Annotated in this window: 16 protein-coding genes and 1 other annotated feature; of the genes, 13 read left to right on the top strand and 3 right to left on the bottom strand. The window is 41.8% G+C overall.

Annotated elements, in window-relative coordinates; translation table 11 throughout:
• Positions 1–452 precede the first annotated feature (452 nt).
• The 7 genes from dnaA (at position 453) to gyrA (ending at position 9,661) form a co-directional block, all read left to right on the top strand.
• Positions 453–1,826, top strand: a complete 1,374-nt coding sequence (gene dnaA / locus EV207_RS18385) for a chromosomal replication initiator protein DnaA (RefSeq protein ID WP_132747615.1) — start codon at positions 453–455, stop codon at positions 1,824–1,826.
• Between the two features lie 331 nt (positions 1,827–2,157).
• Complete coding sequence (gene dnaN, locus EV207_RS18380) at positions 2,158–3,297, top strand: DNA polymerase III subunit beta (RefSeq protein WP_132747618.1); 1,140 nt, start codon at positions 2,158–2,160, stop codon at positions 3,295–3,297.
• A gap of 131 nt (positions 3,298–3,428) precedes the next feature.
• Positions 3,429–3,647, top strand: a complete 219-nt coding sequence (gene yaaA / locus EV207_RS18375) for a S4 domain-containing protein YaaA (RefSeq protein WP_132747614.1) — start codon at positions 3,429–3,431, stop codon at positions 3,645–3,647.
• 14 nt (positions 3,648–3,661) lie between these two features.
• Complete coding sequence (gene recF / locus EV207_RS18370; protein ID WP_132747613.1) at positions 3,662–4,789, top strand: DNA replication/repair protein RecF; 1,128 nt, start codon at positions 3,662–3,664, stop codon at positions 4,787–4,789.
• 9 nt (positions 4,790–4,798) lie between these two features.
• Positions 4,799–5,050 (top strand): extracellular matrix regulator RemB, encoded by a 252-nt coding sequence (remB, locus tag EV207_RS18365; RefSeq protein WP_132747612.1) that lies wholly within the window; start codon positions 4,799–4,801, stop codon positions 5,048–5,050.
• 58 nt (positions 5,051–5,108) lie between these two features.
• Positions 5,109–7,037 carry a DNA topoisomerase (ATP-hydrolyzing) subunit B gene (gyrB, locus tag EV207_RS18360; RefSeq protein ID WP_132747611.1) on the top strand — a complete coding sequence of 643 codons (1,929 nt, stop codon included), beginning with the start codon at positions 5,109–5,111 and terminating at the stop codon, positions 7,035–7,037.
• A gap of 98 nt (positions 7,038–7,135) precedes the next feature.
• Entirely contained in the window at positions 7,136–9,661 is a 2,526-nt protein-coding gene (gene gyrA, locus EV207_RS18355; RefSeq protein ID WP_132747610.1) for a DNA gyrase subunit A, read from the top strand.
• 130 nt (positions 9,662–9,791) lie between these two features.
• Here the strand turns inward: gyrA and EV207_RS18350 are convergent, their stop codons facing one another.
• Positions 9,792–10,748 carry a YaaC family protein gene (locus tag EV207_RS18350; protein ID WP_165887005.1) on the bottom strand — a complete coding sequence of 319 codons (957 nt, stop codon included), beginning with the start codon at positions 10,746–10,748 and terminating at the stop codon, positions 9,792–9,794.
• A gap of 131 nt (positions 10,749–10,879) precedes the next feature.
• On the opposite strand from EV207_RS18350, the gene guaB reads away from it, so the two are divergent.
• From guaB to EV207_RS18320, 6 genes are all read left to right on the top strand, one after another.
• Positions 10,880–12,337 (top strand): IMP dehydrogenase, encoded by a 1,458-nt coding sequence (gene guaB / locus EV207_RS18345; RefSeq protein ID WP_132747608.1) that lies wholly within the window; start codon positions 10,880–10,882, stop codon positions 12,335–12,337.
• Between the two features lie 103 nt (positions 12,338–12,440).
• Entirely contained in the window at positions 12,441–13,799 is a 1,359-nt protein-coding gene (locus EV207_RS18340) for a serine hydrolase (RefSeq protein ID WP_132747617.1), read from the top strand.
• Between the two features lie 282 nt (positions 13,800–14,081).
• Positions 14,082–14,966 (top strand): pyridoxal 5'-phosphate synthase lyase subunit PdxS, encoded by an 885-nt coding sequence (gene pdxS, locus EV207_RS18335; RefSeq protein ID WP_132747607.1) that lies wholly within the window; start codon positions 14,082–14,084, stop codon positions 14,964–14,966.
• A 13-nt stretch (positions 14,967–14,979) separates the two neighbouring features.
• Complete coding sequence (gene pdxT, locus EV207_RS18330; RefSeq protein ID WP_132747606.1) at positions 14,980–15,570, top strand: pyridoxal 5'-phosphate synthase glutaminase subunit PdxT; 591 nt, start codon at positions 14,980–14,982, stop codon at positions 15,568–15,570.
• Positions 15,571–15,618: 48 nt separating this feature from the next.
• Positions 15,619–15,850 (top strand) — a binding site (T-box leader).
• A gap of 87 nt (positions 15,851–15,937) precedes the next feature.
• Positions 15,938–17,224 carry a serine--tRNA ligase gene (gene serS, locus EV207_RS18325; protein WP_132747605.1) on the top strand — a complete coding sequence of 429 codons (1,287 nt, stop codon included), beginning with the start codon at positions 15,938–15,940 and terminating at the stop codon, positions 17,222–17,224.
• Positions 17,225–17,228: 4 nt separating this feature from the next.
• The gene (locus tag EV207_RS18320) at positions 17,229–17,939 is read left to right on the top strand and encodes a nucleotidyltransferase domain-containing protein (protein WP_132747604.1); all 711 of its coding nucleotides are present in this window, start codon (positions 17,229–17,231) and stop codon (positions 17,937–17,939) included.
• A gap of 225 nt (positions 17,940–18,164) precedes the next feature.
• On the opposite strand, the gene EV207_RS18315 is transcribed toward EV207_RS18320, so the two are convergent.
• On the bottom strand, positions 18,165–18,854 hold the full coding sequence (locus tag EV207_RS18315) for a deoxynucleoside kinase (RefSeq protein ID WP_132747603.1): 690 nt from the start codon (positions 18,852–18,854) through the stop codon (positions 18,165–18,167).
• On the bottom strand, positions 18,838–19,488 hold the full coding sequence (locus tag EV207_RS18310; RefSeq protein ID WP_132747602.1) for a deoxynucleoside kinase: 651 nt from the start codon (positions 19,486–19,488) through the stop codon (positions 18,838–18,840). Before EV207_RS18310 ends, EV207_RS18315 begins: the two co-directional genes overlap by 17 nt.
• Between the last annotated feature and the right edge of the window lie 104 nt (positions 19,489–19,592).

Raw genomic sequence — 19,592 nt, 5'->3', positions numbered from 1 at the left:
GCAGTGAATTTCGCAATCCTTTTCCCAATAGAGGAACGAAAAGTATGGTTTCGGACTTAAATCTCGTTTCATCTCGTAGGTATGAATAAATCAGGATGTGGATATTTTTTATCCCCAACTAACTTTCCCCCAACAGTTATCGACATCTTTTTAACAAGTTCACCTGTTGTGGAAAAGTTTTTTACACAGTATATTTGACTTGTGGATAACAATCCGAAATTCATTGCGTCTGCTTGTTTTTTTTGTTATGATTATTGTGTTTTATCACCTTGATAACTTTCACATAGAAAAATGTTTTCCACAGGGTGTGGATAAAAATGTGGACAAATATAAACAGCGTGTGAATCCAACTATCCACAGATCTGTGAATGGTGTCGATAAATATCTTAATTACTTATGATTTGTCGAATGAATGGTGTGGATAAAATCACTGAGAAAAGGAGGGAAAAGAATTGGAAAATATACATGATCTATGGAATCAAGCTCTTGCCCATATTCAAAAGAAATTAAGCAAACCCAGTTTCGAAACATGGTTGAAAGCTACAACAGCCCACTCATTAGAAGATAATACCATCATCATTACTGCTCCGAACGAGTTTGCAAGAGATTGGCTGGAGTCCCGTTATTCAAGCCTTATCTCGGATACAATCAAAGACCTCACTGGTTCCGAATTAGATGTGAAGTTTATTATTCCGCAAAATATTACAGAAGACGAACAATTTAACATAAATCAGCTTAAGAAGAAGTCTGACCGCAAAAATGGTAATCAGGCGGAAGAAACAAAAAAGAGCATGCTAAATTCAAAGAATACTTTCGATACGTTTGTCATTGGAGCAGGCAACCGCTTTGCACATGCGGCATCCTTAGCTGTTGCTGAAGCACCTGCAAAAGCTTATAATCCTTTATTTATTTATGGCGGCGTTGGTTTGGGCAAAACCCATTTAATGCATGCCATTGGCCACTATGTAATGGAGCATAATGCCGATGCAAAGGTAGTCTATCTTTCCTCGGAAAAGTTCACAAATGAATTTATTAATTCCATCCGTGATAATAAAGGTGTCGAATTCCGCAACAAATATCGGAATGTCGACGTCCTGCTTATAGATGATATTCAATTTATTGCCGGAAAAGAATCAACTCAAGAAGAATTTTTTCATACCTTTAATACTTTACATGAGGAATCCAAGCAAATCGTTATTTCCAGTGACCGACCGCCAAAGGAAATTCCGACCTTGGAAGATCGGCTGCGGTCAAGATTTGAATGGGGTCTTATTACCGATATTACGCCCCCGGATCTTGAAACAAGGATTGCGATTCTAAGAAAAAAAGCCAAAGCGGATGGCTTAGATATGCCTAATGAAGTCATGTTATATATAGCTAATCAAATTGATACAAACATCCGTGAGCTTGAAGGTGCACTCATTCGCGTTGTCGCTTATTCATCACTAATTAATCAAGATATTAATGTTGATCTTGCAGCGGAGGCCCTTAAGGATATTATTCCATCTTCCAAACCTAAGGTCATTACAATTAAGGACATCCAAATGGTTATCGGTGAGGAATACAATGTAAAATTAGAAGATTTTGCGGCTAAAAAACGAACTAAATCAATAGCTTTTCCAAGGCAGATTGCCATGTACTTATCACGTGAGCTGACGGATTATTCTCTTCCTAAGATCGGGGAAGAATTCGGAGGCCGTGACCATACTACAGTCATCCATGCCCATGAAAAGATATCCAAATTGCTGTCATCTGACCGTGAGCTTCAGAAGAGTATCCAGGATATTACCGAACAGCTTAAAGCACCCATTAAGATTAAAAATTAGTAGTCAAAAGATTTACTGGTTAGCTTGCTATTTTACCTTTGAAAATCATATACCACCTCTTTGAAATTCAATATTACTCTTATGGCGTTCCACTTCGATACTTTCACATGCCTAATAGTTATCAACACATATGTGAGTAAGTTGTGGCATCGTTCATAACTTTATTCACAACCTATCCACATGTGGATAGGTCTTTGCATCTTGAAAAAAACGAGTTATTCACAAATTCACAGCACCTACTATTATTACTACTATTTTTTTAAAAAGATTATATATAGGAGGGACACTCATGCAAGATACTGCGGATCAAAACCAGGAAACATCTCTTGCCATGAAATTTTCCATTTCCAAAGATAAGTTAGTAGAGGGCGTTAATCATGTGATGAAGGCTGTTTCATCACGGACAACCATTCCGATTTTAACAGGGATTAAAATTAATGCTGGACTCGATGGCATTACCTTAACCGGAAGCGATTCTGATGTATCAATTAAGGCTTATATTCCATTAGAAGAAGATGATGAAGAGTATGTATCGATTGAAAAACCGGGCAGCATTGTTTTGCAAGCAAGGGTTTTTTCGGATATTGTAAAAAAATTGCCGAGCGATACTGTAAACATTGAGGCAGATTCACGTTTAATTACAAGAATAACCTCGGGATCATCCGAATTTAATCTTAATGGCCTGGATCCTGAAGAATACCCAAGACTTCCTCAAATTGAAGAGGAAAATATCATTACGATCAAAACGGATTTATTAAAACATTTGATAAGACAAACTGTATTCGCAGTGTCCACCTCAGAAACACGCCCGGTGTTGACAGGTGTAAACTGGAACATCCAAAATGGTAAACTGGATTGTGTAGCGACTGACAGCCACCGGTTGGCATCAAGGTCGGTTGCCGTCGAATCTGCCGAGAACGCAACTTATCGTAACATTGTTATCCCAGGGAAAAGTTTAAACGAGCTGTCCAAGATATTAGATGACAACAGCGGTGAGGCTGTTAGCATTGTTATTACGGAAAGCCAAATATTATTTAAGGCCAAAAACTTGCAATTTTTCTCACGGTTGCTCGATGGCAACTATCCGGATACCGACCGTCTAATACCAAATGAAAGCAAAACAGACATCGTTATATCGACAAAAGGATTTCTTCAGGCTATTGATCGTGCGTCATTGCTAGCCAAAGAGGAACGAAATAATGTCGTTAAATTCCGCACTTTGTCTGGCGAGGTTGAAATTTCATCGCAATCGCCGGAGCTTGGGCGGGTGTTTGAAAATGTCCAGGCTGAAGAAATAAAGGGAGAAGAATTGAAAATCTCTTTCAGTGCAAAATATATGATGGATGCATTAAGCAAGGTTGATTCTCAGGATATCCGCATAAGCTTTACCGGAGCAATGAGGCCATTTTTAATTCGGCCCGTCGGTGATGACGGCATCCTTATGCTTATTCTTCCTGTCAGGACTTACTGATTTTAAAAAAAGCCAGCATAGATAAATGTTGATAAATAACAGATTTTAGCATCCACCAGGTTTTTTGGCAGGTGGATGCTTTGTCCGTATATCGGGACCCGAGCAATCAATAGTAAAAGGAGGCAGCAGTGATGGAAAAGGTGGAAATTCTTCCTGGACAGGATTACATTACTCTTGGCCAATTGTTAAAATATACTGGAGTCATTGATACCGGGGGGCAAGCTAAGTGGTTTTTGTCAGAAAACAGCGTTTGGATTAACAATGAACCGGACAATCGCAGAGGGAAAAAATTATACGCAGGCGATCAAATAACGATAGAGAATATCGGAAATTATATTGTACAGAGGTGACAGGGGGAATCCCTTTGATACTTGAGTCTATAAAACTGTCGCACTTTCGTAATTATGAAAGTGCGACGATAACATTTAATCCATCAGTTAATGTTTTTTTGGGGGAAAATGCCCAAGGAAAAACAAATTTGCTTGAGGCCATTTATGTTTTAGCAATGGCTAATTCACATCGGACATCCAATGATAAAGAATTAATCAAATGGGACGAAGATTATGGTAAAATAGAAGGTAGGTTAAAAAAGAGCAGCGGTACGGTCCCTCTTGAACTTATCCTTTCGAAAAAAGGAAAGAAGGTGAAGGTTAATCACCTTGAACAAAGGAAGTTGAGTCAATACGTTGGTGTCTGCAATGTCGTGATGTTCGCACCGGAGGATCTTAATCTTGTTAAGGGCAGCCCAAGCGGCAGACGGCGTTTTATTAACATGGAGATCGGTCAGATACAACCGGTCTATATTCATGATTTAAGCCAGTACCAAAAAGTGTTGCATCAACGTAATGCATTGCTTAAAGATATGTCTAGGAATAGAAATAAAGCGTCCGATCCCATGCTTGCCATCATGACAGAACAGTTGATAGACTTGGCTGCCGAGCTCACTTTTAGACGCTTCCACTTCATCACTTTACTCAGAAAATGGGCGATCCCTGTTCATGCTAGCATCAGCAGGGGACTTGAGGACTTGGAAATCATATACAAATCAAGTGCCGTTGACGTATTAGAAGATATGGAATTGTCAAAGATAAAAGAAGGTTATGAAGAGGCTTTTGGGCGTGTGAGAGAAAGGGAAATTGACAGAGGCATGACTTTGCTTGGGCCCCATCGGGATGATTTGCAGTTTCTTGTGAACGGAAGAGATGTCCAAACATTTGGTTCACAAGGGCAGCAAAGGACAACGGCTCTTTCTTTGAAACTGGCAGAAATAGAATTAATCAAAAATGAAGTCGGTGAATATCCATTGCTTTTGCTTGATGATGTTTTAAGCGAGCTGGATGATTTCAGGCAAACTCATCTGCTTAAAACCTTTAAAGAAAAGGTCCAGACATTTGTAACAACAACCAATACTGATGGTATTGATCACAATATGTTAAAACATGCGGCATCATTTTTTGTTGCCAGCGGCAAGATTTCAGAGCCCAAAGAATGAGGTGTTCCAATGTTTATCCATCTAGGGGAAGATATAATCATCCGGTCAACCGAAGTCATTGCCATTTTTGATTACGAACGAATGAAGGAAGACCTGGGCAATCAAACTCTGTTAATGACATTGGAAGATAAAAAAGTGATGCATGATATCGGGCAGCAAATGACAAAATCCGTCGTTTTTACAGATGGCGGCATTTATCTTTCTCCTTTCTCTCCGGCAACGTTAAAGCGACGGTCACAATCCGCGATGAATCTGGCGTAATGATTAAAATATAGAATGTCAGGTGTTAAAACACCTCTGAAGGTTAGGTGAGTTTATAATGGCAGAACAACAACAGGCCAATGAACAAAGTTATGATGAAAGTCAAATTCAAGTACTTGAGGGCCTTGAAGCGGTACGAAAACGCCCAGGTATGTACATCGGTTCAACGGGTCCAAAAGGGTTGCACCATCTTGTATGGGAGATCGTCGATAACAGTATTGATGAAGCGCTCGCAGGATACTGTGACTGCATTACAGTGACGATTGAGAAAGATGGGGGCATTACCGTTTTTGACAACGGACGGGGTATTCCAGTCGGTATACAGGAAAAGGTTGGACGGCCTGCAGTGGAAGTTATCTTAACAGTGCTTCACGCGGGGGGCAAGTTCGGCGGCGGCGGATACAAGGTATCCGGCGGTTTGCATGGTGTGGGTGCATCGGTTGTTAACGCCTTATCCAAAGAATTATGGGTAAAGGTTTATCGTGAAGGCCACATTTACTATCAGGTATATCACCGCGGTGTGCCGGATGAGGATTTGAAAGTTATTGGCGACTCCGATCAAACGGGGACGATGACTCATTTTGTTCCGGACCCGGAAATTTTTAAAGAAACGACAACATTTGAATTTGACATTTTGGCTAACCGCATCAGAGAACTCGCTTTTCTTAACCGTGACATTAAAATTGTTATTGAAGATAAACGAGAAGATCAGGAAAAAAAGGCGGAATACCATTATGAAGGCGGTATAAAGTCTTATGTTGAGCACTTAAACCGCACAAAGGATGTTATCCACGAAGAACCGATTTATCTTGAAGGGGAAAAAGATGGCATTAAAGTGGAAATAGCCCTTCAGTATAATGATGGCTTCTCCAGCCAGCTTTATACCTTTGCTAATAATATTCATACTCACGAAGGCGGGACACACGAATACGGGTTTAAAGTAGCTTTAACCCGAGTAATTAATGATTATGCAAGAAAGAACCAGTTATTTAAAGAAAACGACCCGAATTTAACAGGTGATGATGTTCGGGAAGGACTCACCGCCATTGTTTCCATAAAACATCCCGATCCTCAATTTGAAGGCCAAACAAAAACAAAGCTTGGCAATACAGAAGCCCGTACAATTACGGAATCATTATTTGGCGAAGCCTTTTCAAGATTTCTTTACGAGAATCCAACAACAGCCAAGAAGATTGTTGAAAAGGGTCTTATGGCATCAAGGGCCCGTGCAGCAGCGAAAAAGGCGCGGGAGCTGACGAGAAGGAAAAGTGCATTAGAAGTTTCATCATTGCCCGGGAAATTAGCGGATTGTTCTTCAAAAGATGCGGCTATTTCAGAACTATATATCGTTGAGGGTGACTCCGCGGGGGGATCGGCAAAGCAGGGAAGGGATCGTCACTTCCAGGCTATTCTGCCGCTCCGGGGTAAAATTATCAACGTTGAAAAGGCGAGATTAGATAAAATATTATCAAATGCCGAAATTAGAACAATTATCACCGCTCTTGGTACAGGTGTCGGTGATGACTTTGATATAGCGAAAGCGCGTTACCACAAAATTATTATTATGACAGATGCCGATGTTGACGGCGCACATATCCGAACACTGCTTTTAACATTCTTTTACCGTTATATGCGGCCGGTGATCGATAAAGGGTATGTCTATATTGCTCAGCCGCCTCTATACAAAATTCAACAGGGCAAACATGTTGAGTATGCCTATAATGACCGGGAAATGGAAAAAGCACTTGGGAATCTTCCTGCAAATCCAAAGCCTGGAATCCAAAGATACAAAGGTCTTGGAGAAATGAATCCCACACAGCTTTGGGAGACAACAATGGACCCTGCTAGTCGAACAGTTCTCCAGGTCAGTCTTGAGGATGCTATTGAAGCTGACAGCATTTTTGAAGTGCTAATGGGAGACAAGGTTGAACCAAGAAGAGATTTTATTCAAGAGAATGCACAATATGTCAAAAATTTAGATATATAAGGGTTTCAAAAGGTTTGATCCTCACTTTTGGACATGCCCTGCAAGAATTATTGCCCGCTGGTCAGTTTTTCTTTTGTTAGTTAGGAGGAGTTTTAGGGATGACAGATCAAGATCAATCAAGAGTCAAACCGGTTAATATTAGTCAAGAAATGCGGACGTCCTTCTTGGACTATGCAATGAGCGTTATCGTCAGCCGAGCCTTGCCGGATGTTCGTGATGGTCTGAAGCCGGTTCACCGCCGGATTCTGTACGCAATGAATGAGCTCGGCATGACTTCCGATAAAGCTTACAAAAAGTCAGCAAGGATTGTCGGCGAAGTTATCGGTAAATACCATCCACATGGTGACTCTGCTGTATATGAATCAATGGTTCGAATGGCTCAGGATTTTAGCTATCGCTATGAACTCGTTGATGGTCACGGGAACTTTGGCTCAATCGATGGTGACTCTGCCGCGGCCATGCGTTATACGGAAGCCCGTATGTCAAAAATATCAATGGAAATGGTTCGTGACATTAAGAAGGACACGATCGATTACCAAGATAATTATGACGGCGCAGAGCAGGAACCAGTTGTTTTGCCCGCACGCTTTCCGAACCTTCTAGTGAATGGTGCATCAGGGATCGCAGTTGGTATGGCCACAAATATCCCTCCACATCAGCTGGGGGAGGTCATTGACGGAGTTCTTGCTTTGAGCAGAAACCCCGAGATAAGTATCTCAGAGCTTATGGAAGTGATTCCAGGGCCGGACTTTCCAACCGCAGGATTAATCCTAGGACGAGAGGGCATCAGAAAGGCTTATCATACTGGACGCGGGTCTATTATTTTAAGAGCCAAGGTAGAAATTGAGCAGCATGCAAACGGCAAGGAAACCATCCTTGTAACTGAGCTCCCATATCAGGTTAATAAGGCAAAATTAATCGAACGGATCGCTGAGCTTGTAAGAGATAAAAAGATTGAGGGAATAACGGATTTAAGAGACGAGTCTGACCGAAACGGCATGAGAATTGTGATTGAAGTAAGACGCGATATGAATGCAAATGTCCTTCTAAATAATTTATACAAACATACCGCGCTGCAAACAAGCTTTGGCATCAATCTCTTAGCCCTTGTTAACGGCAGACCTAAGGTTCTAAATTTGAAAGAATGCCTTGTCCACTATCTTGACCACCAGAAGGTAGTCATTAGACGCAGAACGCAATATGAATTGAATAAAGCTGAAGCAAGGGCACATATTCTGGAAGGCTTAAGGATTGCGCTTGATCATCTTGATGAGGTTATTAATTTAATCCGCAATTCGCGGACAACAGATATTGCCCGCACCGGCCTAATGGAAACCTTTGGCTTGTCACATGAACAAGCACAGGCTATTTTGGACATGCGTCTGCAGCGGTTAACAGGTCTAGAAAGGGACAAAATTGAAAATGAATACCAAGAACTTTTAGCTCGAATTGCTGAATTGAGAGCAATCTTAGCCGATGACGAGAAGGTCCTGGAGATCATCCGCGAGGAATTAGGCGAAGTCAAAGACAAATATAATGATGAACGCCGCACGGAAATCACCGTTGGTTTTGACATGATCGAGGATGAGGACCTCATTCCAAGGGAAAACATCGTTATAACGATTACCCATAACGGCTACGTGAAGCGTATGCCAATAGATACCTACAAGAGCCAAAATCGAGGCGGCAGAGGGATACAGGGTATGGGGACGAATGAAAATGACTTCGTTGAACACCTGTTTACAACCAATACCCATCATAATGTCCTGTTCTTTACTAATAAGGGTAAGGTCTATAAGTTAAAAGGCTATGAAATTCCTGAATTAGGCCGTACTGCCAAAGGCATTCCGATTATCAACTTAATTCAAATTGAGAAAGAAGAGTATATCACAACCGTCTTTCCAATTGAGGATTTCGTTGAGGACAATTATTTAATTTTCATGACAAGAAAAGGGATCACCAAACGCTCCTCCCTTTCTGCCTTCTCACATATTAGAAAAGGCGGTCTGTTTGCCATTAATGTCAAAGAGGAAGATGAGCTGATGTCTGTTCGTTTGACGGATGGCAATGATGAGGTCATAGTTGGTACGAAAAAGGGATTATCCGTCCGCTTTAAAGAAACCGATGTCAGAGCAATGGGCCGAACGGCAACTGGTGTGAAGGGCATTACCCTTTCTCAGGATGATGAGGTTGTCGGGATGGGCATCATTGAAGAGGATGAAGAGGTTCTTATCGTCACTGAAAAAGGCTACGGCAAGAGGACGCCAATTGATGAATACCGCATTCAAACAAGGGGCGGCAAAGGCATTAAGACATGCAACATAACCGAAAAGAATGGCGATATGATTGCTTTAAGAACGGTTAAAGAAAATGAGGATCTGATGATTATTACCACAAGCGGGGTCATCATTCGTACGGCGGTTTCCGGCATTTCCCGTTTAGGAAGAAATACAATGGGTGTGAAGCTGATCCGAATCGACGAGGGTGACGGCGTCGCAACAGTTGCCCGTATATTAAATGACGAAGATGAGCTTGATCTTGAAGAAAGTAAAGATGAAGAAATCACCATTGAAACGGATAAAGAGACAGGCATAGATACAGAAAAAGACAACGAAGAAAATTAACGATAACGCCATCCAGTGTGAAAGGAATCAAGTTAAAATCTTGGTTCCTTTTTTTAAAGGGTTTAGATGTATAAATAGTTGAGAGGGAACTGTCCGATTCCCGGATTTACTGATGGATAAAATTTTATCATTATCGCTCCATTGTTTGGAGATAATGCCCCACAAGGTAAGGGACCTTTATAGATGTCACCTCCAAAAAGGATTTTATAAAGGACAAATCCGTAGAGACCCTTTGGAAATGAAGATCATACCACCACTCTGTTTCATAACGGCTGATCATGCTTAAGTTATATAAAATAAGATAGTGAACAAGCGGTTCAGTCAAAGTCAGATCTTCACATTCTTTTTGTCTCGGAAGGTAGAGGTCTCCCGTAACATCAAAATGAAAAAAGGGTGAATAAAAAGGATCAGGCTCGTCCTTAAATGTGACGACGATCTGATCGTGAGCTTTATTTTCCTGAATAAAACCGCCGTATGATTTTAGAAACTGTCCAAAGCGCCTACCGGTCACATGCAAATCATCCAGTATTAAAGATGAAATGGCATATGTTCCATCTGATGCGGGATTTAGGCGTCGGTGTGTCCCTGCGTCTGTAAGCCGTTCAAAAAGAGAATGCAGCTCGGGGATTTTTTTAAGCAGGGCACCCATAGTGACCTTTTGCCCTTCCAAAGGTTTCATGTGGAACAATTGTTCAGCGATGTGTGGAAATAAGCCCAATTTTTGTATTTTAACACTGTCATCTAAGAAGCCATAACTCTGTTTCTTTCGTTTTCTTGAAGACACACCATGAGCAAGAACATGGGTTTTTTCGGGGTAATCCGGGTCCACTGTTAATAAGCAGGCTTTAAATAACTGAACCATGCCATAGAATAATAAGACAGGCTTAATTTCATCCGGAGCACAATCCGCTTGGGAATAGTATTGCTTTGCATGCTCAAGATAATAACAAAGCGGGTAACCGTTTTTATAACTATTAGTCATTGGTTCAGCAAGCTTCTTTTTTCCATAACATTGCTTTAGAAACGATTGGCAAAAACTAACTGATTGATAAGGATGGAAGCGACTCCAACATCGTGAACCATTCACAATTAAAACCCCTCTATATTTTGAATACTTCAACATCAAAAGGTTGTCTTGACAGTAGTTTAACCAATTGATAAGCTAACAATAAAATTTTGCTTGGACTAATAATATCAAAGGAAAATGAGGTGGCAGTCATGTGGGAAGATAAATTTAAGAAGGAATCATTAACTTTTGATGATGTACTGTTGATCCCTGCCAAGTCAGAGGTATTGCCTAGGGATGTATCGGTTAAAACGGTATTAACAGACACTTTGCAGCTGAACATTCCAATTATCAGTGCTGGAATGGACACTGTAACGGAAGCTGAAATGGCGATCGAAATGGCCCGGCAAGGCGGTGTTGGCGTCATTCATAAGAATATGTCGATTGAGGAACAAGCTGAGCAGGTTGACCGCGTTAAACGGTCTGAAAGCGGCGTAATAACGAATCCCTTCTTTTTAACCCCTCAAAACCAAGTATTCGATGCTGAACATCTTATGGGGAAGTTTCGAATTTCTGGTGTGCCTATTGTTGACGAAGACCAGCATCTCGTAGGCATTCTCACCAACCGTGACTTAAGATTTGTCCATGATTACTCGATTAAAATTGAAGAGGTTATGACTAAAGAGAACCTTATTACTGCACCAGTCGGCACAACCTTAGATGAAGCTGAGCTAATCCTGCAAAAGTACAAAATTGAAAAGCTCCCACTTGTTGACGATGAAGGCATTCTTAAAGGCCTTATTACAATCAAAGACATCGAAAAGGTGATTGAATTTCCAAACTCCGCCAAAGACACTCAGGGCCGTCTTCTTGCCGCCGCAGCAGTTGGTGTGACGAAGGATGCTATCACCCGCGTAGAGAAGCTGGTTGAGGCCGGTGTGGATGCCATTGTTATTGATACCGCTCATGGCCATTCACAAGGTGTCCTTGATAAGATCGCTGAGATCCGCAGTGCCTTTGTAGATTTGAACATCATTGCAGGTAATGTTGCAACACCTGAAGCAACCCGTGCACTCATTGAAGCAGGGGCCGATGTTGTCAAAGTCGGGATTGGACCGGGTTCTATTTGTACAACCAGGGTTGTTGCCGGTGTTGGTGTACCGCAAATTTCAGCCGTCTATGATTGTGCGACTGAAGCAAGGAAACACGGTGTGCCGATTATTGCTGATGGCGGAATAAAATACTCGGGAGACATTGTAAAGGCACTCGCAGCCGGAGGACATGCTGTGATGCTCGGAAGCTTGCTTGCCGGTGTGGAAGAAAGTCCTGGTGAAAAGGAAATTTATCAAGGCCGACAATTTAAAGTATATCGTGGAATGGGATCAGTAGGTGCGATGGAGCAAGGAAGCAAAGATCGCTATTTCCAAGAAAATCAAAAGAAATTGGTTCCTGAAGGGATTGAAGGAAGAGTTCCTTATAAAGGTCTGCTTAGTGATTCCATCCATCAATTAATTGGCGGATTACGGTCAGGTATGGGTTATTGCGGGACTGGAACCCTTAATGATTTGCGGGAACATGCGATGTTCACGCGGATCACCAATGCTGGTCTGTCTGAAAGCCATCCACATGATGTCCAAATTACAAAGGAAGCGCCAAACTACTCTCTTTAATGTCTATTTTGTGGCAAGGGTTTCCCTTGCCTATTTTTTTTGTTTTCCCTATGGTAAAATAGCGACTGTGTGAAATCATTCGGAGGTGTAAGGTTTGAAAGGGTTGAATTTAAAGAAGCGTTTGCGGCAATCCGCTGTTTTTTGCTTAATCTTTTTTCTAACAATAGCGGCAATTATCCAAAGTCCAAAATCTGCAAGTGCTGATACAAATACAGATGATCTCAATGTTAAGGCAAAATCAGCTATACTCGTTGATGCGGATACGGGGCAAATCTTATATAATAAAAAATCAGATGAAATGCTTCCGCCTGCAAGCATGACGAAAATGATGACTGAGTATCTGACAATGAAGGCAATACATAGTGGTAAAATCAGCTGGGATACAAAGGTTAACATTAGTGATTATGTCTATACTATTTCCCAGAACCGTGAATTTTCAAACGTGCCTTTAAGAAAAGATTATCAATATACTGTCAAAGACCTTTATGAAGCAATGGCCATTTATTCTGCAAATGGTGCAACCATTGCCCTTGCTGAAAAAATTGGCGGCAGCGAAAAGAATTTTGTTAAACTGATGAATAAAACTGCCAAAAAACTAGGCATGAAAAATGCCAAATATATTAATAGCTCGGGTTTAAGCAACAAAGACCTAGGAAAGTTTGCCTCTGTAGGCGGACCGAACGACAGTAATCTGCTTTCAGCAAGAGCGATCGCTAAGCTTGCTTATAATATTGTGAATGACTATCCAGATGCTCTGAAAATTGCCAGCACCCCAATTAAGATGTTTACTGCAGGAGTCGACAACCCGATAAAAATGGTAAACTGGAACTGGATGTTGCCGGGCTTTGGCGCCAATATGCATCAATACACTTATGAAGGCGTTGACGGCTTAAAAACAGGACACACAGATTTAGCGGGTTATTGTTTTACAGGAACGGCAGAGCGAAACGGCCACCGTTTAATAACGGTTGTGATGGGTACGGATTCCGAAGGTGACCGTTTTAACGAAACAAGGAAGCTGCTTGATTATGGCTTTAACCAATTTAGTTTTAAAACGGTGATGGACAAAGGCCAAACCGTTAAAGGACATAAGACACTTCCTGTAACTAAAGGTAAAGAGGATAAAGTGAAAATAGCCGTTAAGGATTCGCTTAAACTCGCGCTTAAAAACGGTGAAGAAAAAGGTTATAAGCCTGTCCTTCATTTGGATAAGTCTAAGCTGAATGAAGATGGTAAATTAGAAGCTCCTGTTAAAAAAGGCGAAAAGGTAGGTTATGTAACTTTATCTTCAAAAAATGGCAAAGGATACAGCTATTTGAATGGTCAGGACGTTAAAGTTCCTGTAGTCACAACAGAAGGCGTTGATAAAGCCAACTGGTTTATACTTTCTATGCGTGCGACAGGCCATTTTATTAGCGGTGTCTTTAGCAGTGCGGCAGATATGGTAAAAGGCTGGTTCTGATATATTGATTTCCCCCTTGTGCAGGTATTGCTGTTAAGGGGGTTTTCGTTAATAATTTCAGCTGCTAATGTATGATTGGCCATGTTGAGAAAGAAAATAAAGGGGTCTGCAATTGGATATAATCCCACTATTTCAGTCGGAAAGATAAATATTTTCAAAATCCAATGGTACTTTAGGTTTTTTTCATGTTAATATAATATTGTCGTCTCCATTTTTCGACAATGGGGAACAAGAACAATGAAATACTAAAATTATTTTTTACTTAAATAAGGAGGAATAGATATGGCTCAAACAGGTACTGATCGTGTAAAACGCGGAATGGCGGAAATGCAAAAGGGCGGCGTCATCATGGATGTCGTGAATGCGGAACAAGCAAAGGTTGCTGAAGACGCTGGCGCCGTGGCGGTAATGGCATTAGAAAGGGTTCCAGCTGATATCCGTGCAGCTGGCGGCGTTGCGCGTATGGCGGATCCAAGAATTGTTGAAGAGGTTATGAATGCAGTGTCCATCCCGGTGATGGCAAAGGCTCGAATCGGCCATATTACTGAGGCGCGTGTTTTGGAAGCAATGGGTGTTGACTATATTGACGAAAGTGAAGTTCTGACACCAGCTGATGATGTTTATCATATTAAAAAAAGTGACTACACTGTCCCATTTGTCTGCGGCTGCCGTAATCTTGGCGAAGCGGCTCGGCGTATTGGTGAAGGTGCATCGATGCTAAGAACAAAAGGGGAACCAGGAACAGGCAATATCGTTGAAGCAGTTCGCCACATCAGACTTGTAAATGCCCAAATTCGAAAAGTTGCCGGCATGTCTGATGATGAACTCATGACCGAAGCAAAGGAACTTGGTGCACCATATGAGCTCCTCCAACAAATAAAGAGAGAAGGCCGACTGCCTGTAGTTAATTTTGCAGCTGGCGGTGTAGCGACGCCTGCCGATGCAGCATTAATGATGCAACTCGGCGCTGATGGCGTTTTTGTCGGATCAGGTATTTTCAAATCCGATAACCCGGCACAGTTCGCAAGGGCAATCGTCGAAGCAACAACACACTACGAAGATTATGCACTTATTGCAGAGTTGTCAAAAGGAATGGGGACAGCAATGAAAGGCATCGAAATGTCCACCTTAGATCCATCTCAACGTATGCAAGACCGCAGCCATTAAGGGGTTTTTGAAAATGACCTTTAAAATAGGTGTCTTAGGCCTTCAAGGAGCAGTCCGCGAGCATGTTAAAGCCCTTGAGGCATCAGACACAGAAGTTTCCGTTGTCAAACGCGTTCATGAATTAGCTGGCTTGGACGGACTGGTGATTCCCGGCGGTGAAAGCACAACGATGCGCAAGTTGATGGATAAGTATGATTTGTTCGATGCGATTAAGGAATTTGCAGAAGACAAGCCTGTGTTCGGCACTTGTGCAGGGTTGATCTTAATGGCAAAACAAATTGAAAATCAAGCAGGTCCGCATCTTGCCTTAATGGATATCAATGTGAAGCGGAATGCTTTTGGCAGGCAAGTCGCGAGCTTTGAAGCGGAATTAAAGGTGAAGCATGTTGCCGATAATTTTGTTGGCGTCTTCATCCGCGCACCTTATATTTCGGAAGTCGGCCCCGATGTTGAAGTGCTGTCCGAATATGATGGCAATATTGTCGCTTGCCGCCAAGGCAACTATCTGACAGCAGCTTTCCATCCGGAACTTACGGATGACAACCGCCTCCATCAATATTTTGTTGGCATGGTAAAGGAAAAGGCTGAAAAAGTGCCAGTATAACTTGCTTTTCTTTTGCATATGATGTAAATTACTCTTAATAAGAAAACATCGAAGACAATGACGGGAAATAGTAGCATTGCTGTTTTGCCCAGAGAGTCGGTAGCTGGTGAAAACCGATCAAACCACTTTGCGAATCCATCCCTGAGTTAAAATACTGAACCGTTTCAACACTAAGTAGGTATTTTCGGTTGACGGTCCGTTATCCGTTAAGCGGCTAATGGTGCTTTTTCTGCATTGTTAGCAACCAGGGTGGCAACGCGGGTAAACTCTCGTCCCTTTTTATAGGGGACGGGAGTTTTTTATTTGAATTTATTAGGGGGTCTGACCCCTAGGGGTCAGACCCCAAAAAAAGAAGGAGGATTTTCGGATGCTGGATTTAAAGTTTGTTCGGGAAAATTATGATGACATTAAAGCAAAGCTCGCTAACCGCGGTGAGGATCTTAGCGATTTTGACAAGTTCCAGGGTTACGATGGCAAGCGCCGTGAGCTGATTAAAAAGGTGGAAGTCTTAAAAGCACGGCGCAATGAGGTCTCACAGGATATTGCTAAGAAAAAACGTGCGAAAGAGGACGCTGATGACTTAATAAAGGAAATGCGCGAGGTTGGTGACGAGGTTAAAGTCCTCGATGAAGAACTTCGCCGGGTTGAAGTAGATCTTCAGCAATTAATGCTTGCCATTCCAAACATTCCGCATGAAAGCACACCGGTCGGCGCAGATGAGGACGACAACGTTGAAATAAGGAAATGGGGGGATGTGCCCCAATTTGATTTTGAGCCAAAGCCGCATTGGGATTTGGCGACGGAACTTGGCATATTGGACTTTGAAAGAGCAGCAAAGGTCACAGGCAGCCGATTTGTCTTTTACAAAGGGCTCGGTGCGCGACTTGAAAGAGCGTTAATTAACTTTATGATGGATCTGCATCAAGAGGAGCATGGCTATACAGAAATGCTGCCGCCGTATCTTGTCAACCGTACAAGCATGACAGGAACCGGACAGCTGCCTAAGTTTGAGGAAGATGCTTTTAAAATTCGTGAGGAGGATTATTTCTTAATCCCAACCGCTGAGGTGCCGGTAACCAATTACTATCGCGATGATATTTTAACTGGTGATGAACTTCCGAAAGCTTATGTTGCTTACAGCGCTTGTTTCCGTTCTGAAGCCGGGTCTGCCGGCCGCGATACAAGAGGACTAATTCGCCAGCACCAATTTAATAAAGTTGAGCTTGTCCGTTTTGTTAAGCCGGAGGATTCTTATAATGAGCTTGAAAAGTTAACTGGCCATGCGGAAAAAGTGCTTCAGCTTCTAGGTTTGCCCTATCGGGTATTGAGCATGTGTACGGGGGATCTCGGTTTTACTGCTGCCAAAAAATATGATTTGGAAGTTTGGATCCCAAGCTACGAAACGTACCGGGAAATATCTTCTTGCAGTAACTTTGAAGATTATCAGGCCCGCCGCGCGAATATCCGTTTTCGCCGGGATCCTAAGTCTAAGCAAAAGCCAGAATTTGTCCATACAATGAATGGCTCCGGTTTGGCCATCGGCCGCACGGTTGCCGCTATTTTGGAAAATTATCAGCAAGCTGACGGCAGCATTGTTATACCTGAAGTCTTAAGACCATATATGAGAAATGTCGAAAAGATCGAAGTGAAGTAGGAGGATGGCGATAAGGGAGCCTGCAGAAGCTGTTGCACTTGACTATATGGCACACGCTTATCCCACATGCAAGGTGGGGCTGCTTGCCGGCAGTGTCGTTCGCGGGCAAGGGACACCGAGGTCTGACCTTGATATCTTTATCATTGATAACCAATTTCCATCATCCTTCCGGGAATCTTTACATTATAAAAATTGGCCGGTCGAATGCTTTGTCCATAATGACCGTTCATATCAAGCGTTTTTTGAAAACGACTGTGAAAGAGCAAGGCCCAGTCTGCCTCAGATGGTGTCTGAAGGTATTGTTTTAAAAGATGACGGGTTTGCAGAAAAGATAAAAGCGGAAGCCAAGGCTTTACTTAAAAAGGGCCCGAAGTCTTGGACTCAGGAAGAGTTGAAAATTAAGCGTTATTTCCTGACAGATCTACTGGATGATTTTGAGGGATGTAAGGATCGGAGCGAAGGGATCTTTATTGCCGGTAAATTGGCTGAGGCTGCTCATGAATTCGTTCTAAGGACCAATGGCCAGTGGATCGGATCCGGAAAATGGATAAAGAGAGCCTTAGACCGTTTTGATTCTTCTTTCTCTAAGCGGTTTGCGGATGCATTCGACAGCTATTATCGACATGATGATAAGCAGCAGATTCTAACACTCATAGATAATATATTACAACCTTATGGCGGGAGACTCTTTGAAGGGTTTTCACTTCAATCTTGACTACCCGCGGAAAAACAGGTCATCCGGTAAATTAGCAGGATGACCTGTTTTTTTGTTAAGTCGGAAGGGCATCCAATCGAGATTCTTACGGCCTGTCGTTCCGCTATTCGGTCATTCAATAGGTAATTTGAGTTAACTTTTGTAAATAACGGAATCTGAGTCCTATAATGAATGAGTGAAGCATTTATTTATTAGAAAGGATCAAAGACTGGCGAATCAGCGAGTTTATTTATTAAAGTAAGGCGTATCAGCCCAAAAGGAATTATTTATTTCAATTTTTTCTTGTATAACTTCAATGATGTGGTCAAGGGAAGTCTCATCCTCAAGAAGGTCATAATCCTTGATATTAACACGGAGAACGGGACAGGCGTCAAAGCCTTCAATCCACTCATGATACCGTTCGTACATTTCCTTCCAGTATTCTATAGGCGTTTCTTTCTCCATTGTTCGGCCCCGCGCTTTAATCCTGTCAATAATATCTTCTAGAGAGCCATCCAGAAAGATCAAAAGGTCGGGATGATGGAAATAAGGCGTCATAACCATAGCCTCAAAAAGATTGGTGTAAGTCTCGAAATCAACTTTCGACATATTACCGTCTTCATAATGCATCTTGGCAAAAATACCAGTGTCTTCGTAAATGGATCGGTCCTGGACGAAGCCGTGTGGGCTGTTAAAAATGCGCTTGTGTTCTTTGAAACGCTCGCCTAAAAAGTATATTTGCAGATGGAAGGCCCACCGTTTAAAATCCTTATAAAAGCTTTCAAGATAAGGATTGTTATCGACCCTTTCAAAGGATGTATGATAGTTCAGCCGTTTGGCCAGAGCCTTTGTAAAGGTTGTCTTGCCGATACCCACTGTGCCGGCAACGGTGATCAATGCCTTTTTTGGCAGCGTAAGTTTATGGTTTTGATTCATTCTGAACGTCCTTTGTTAAAATGTTATTAACCTTTGAGCAAATGTAGGATAAGTCTTTTTGATTTTCAATAAAATTAAGATCATCGCCATTAAATGTCAAGATGGGGATTTCAGGGTGTTCCACTGAAAAAGCAGTTATAAAAGCCTCGTAATCTTTGATTAACTGCTTTAAATAATCTGGCGATATGTTTTTCTCAATATCGCGTCCCCGCAGTCTAATCCTAGTTAAAAGCATCTCAAGGCTTGCTTTCAGATAGATAATTAAATTAGGCATTGGCAAATCCTTCGTGAGCACATGACAGATCATACTGTATTTTTCGAAGTGCTCCTTTTTAAGCGTTGTCTTGGCAAAGATTTTACTTTTGAACATATGATAATCCGCTACAATGGGCTTGCCTTTTGTTAGGTACTGTTCCCTGACAGTTTCTAGCTGTTGAAATCTATGGGATAAAAAGAACATTTCCGTTTGGAAACTATAGTCACCCATGTTTTCATAAAACTTCTCTAAAAATGGGTTATCTTCAACAATCTCTTTTATAAGATGACATTGAAAGGCCTTTGAAAGGGCTTTTGCCAATGATGTTTTTCCAACGCCAATTGGACCCTCGACAGCAATAAATGGTGCAAGATTCATAATTAATTCCCCCTTCAAATGACATCCTATAAATCGACAACTTTTATTATTTTATCATGCCTAAGCGATAGGTCAAAAGTCTGAACTTTAGCTGTTTTTTAAGG

The sequence above is a fragment of the Scopulibacillus darangshiensis genome, assembly GCF_004341035.1.
Lineage (GTDB): Bacteria > Bacillota > Bacilli > Bacillales > Sporolactobacillaceae > Scopulibacillus > Scopulibacillus darangshiensis.
This window is presented reverse-complemented; position numbering and strand designations above follow the sequence as displayed.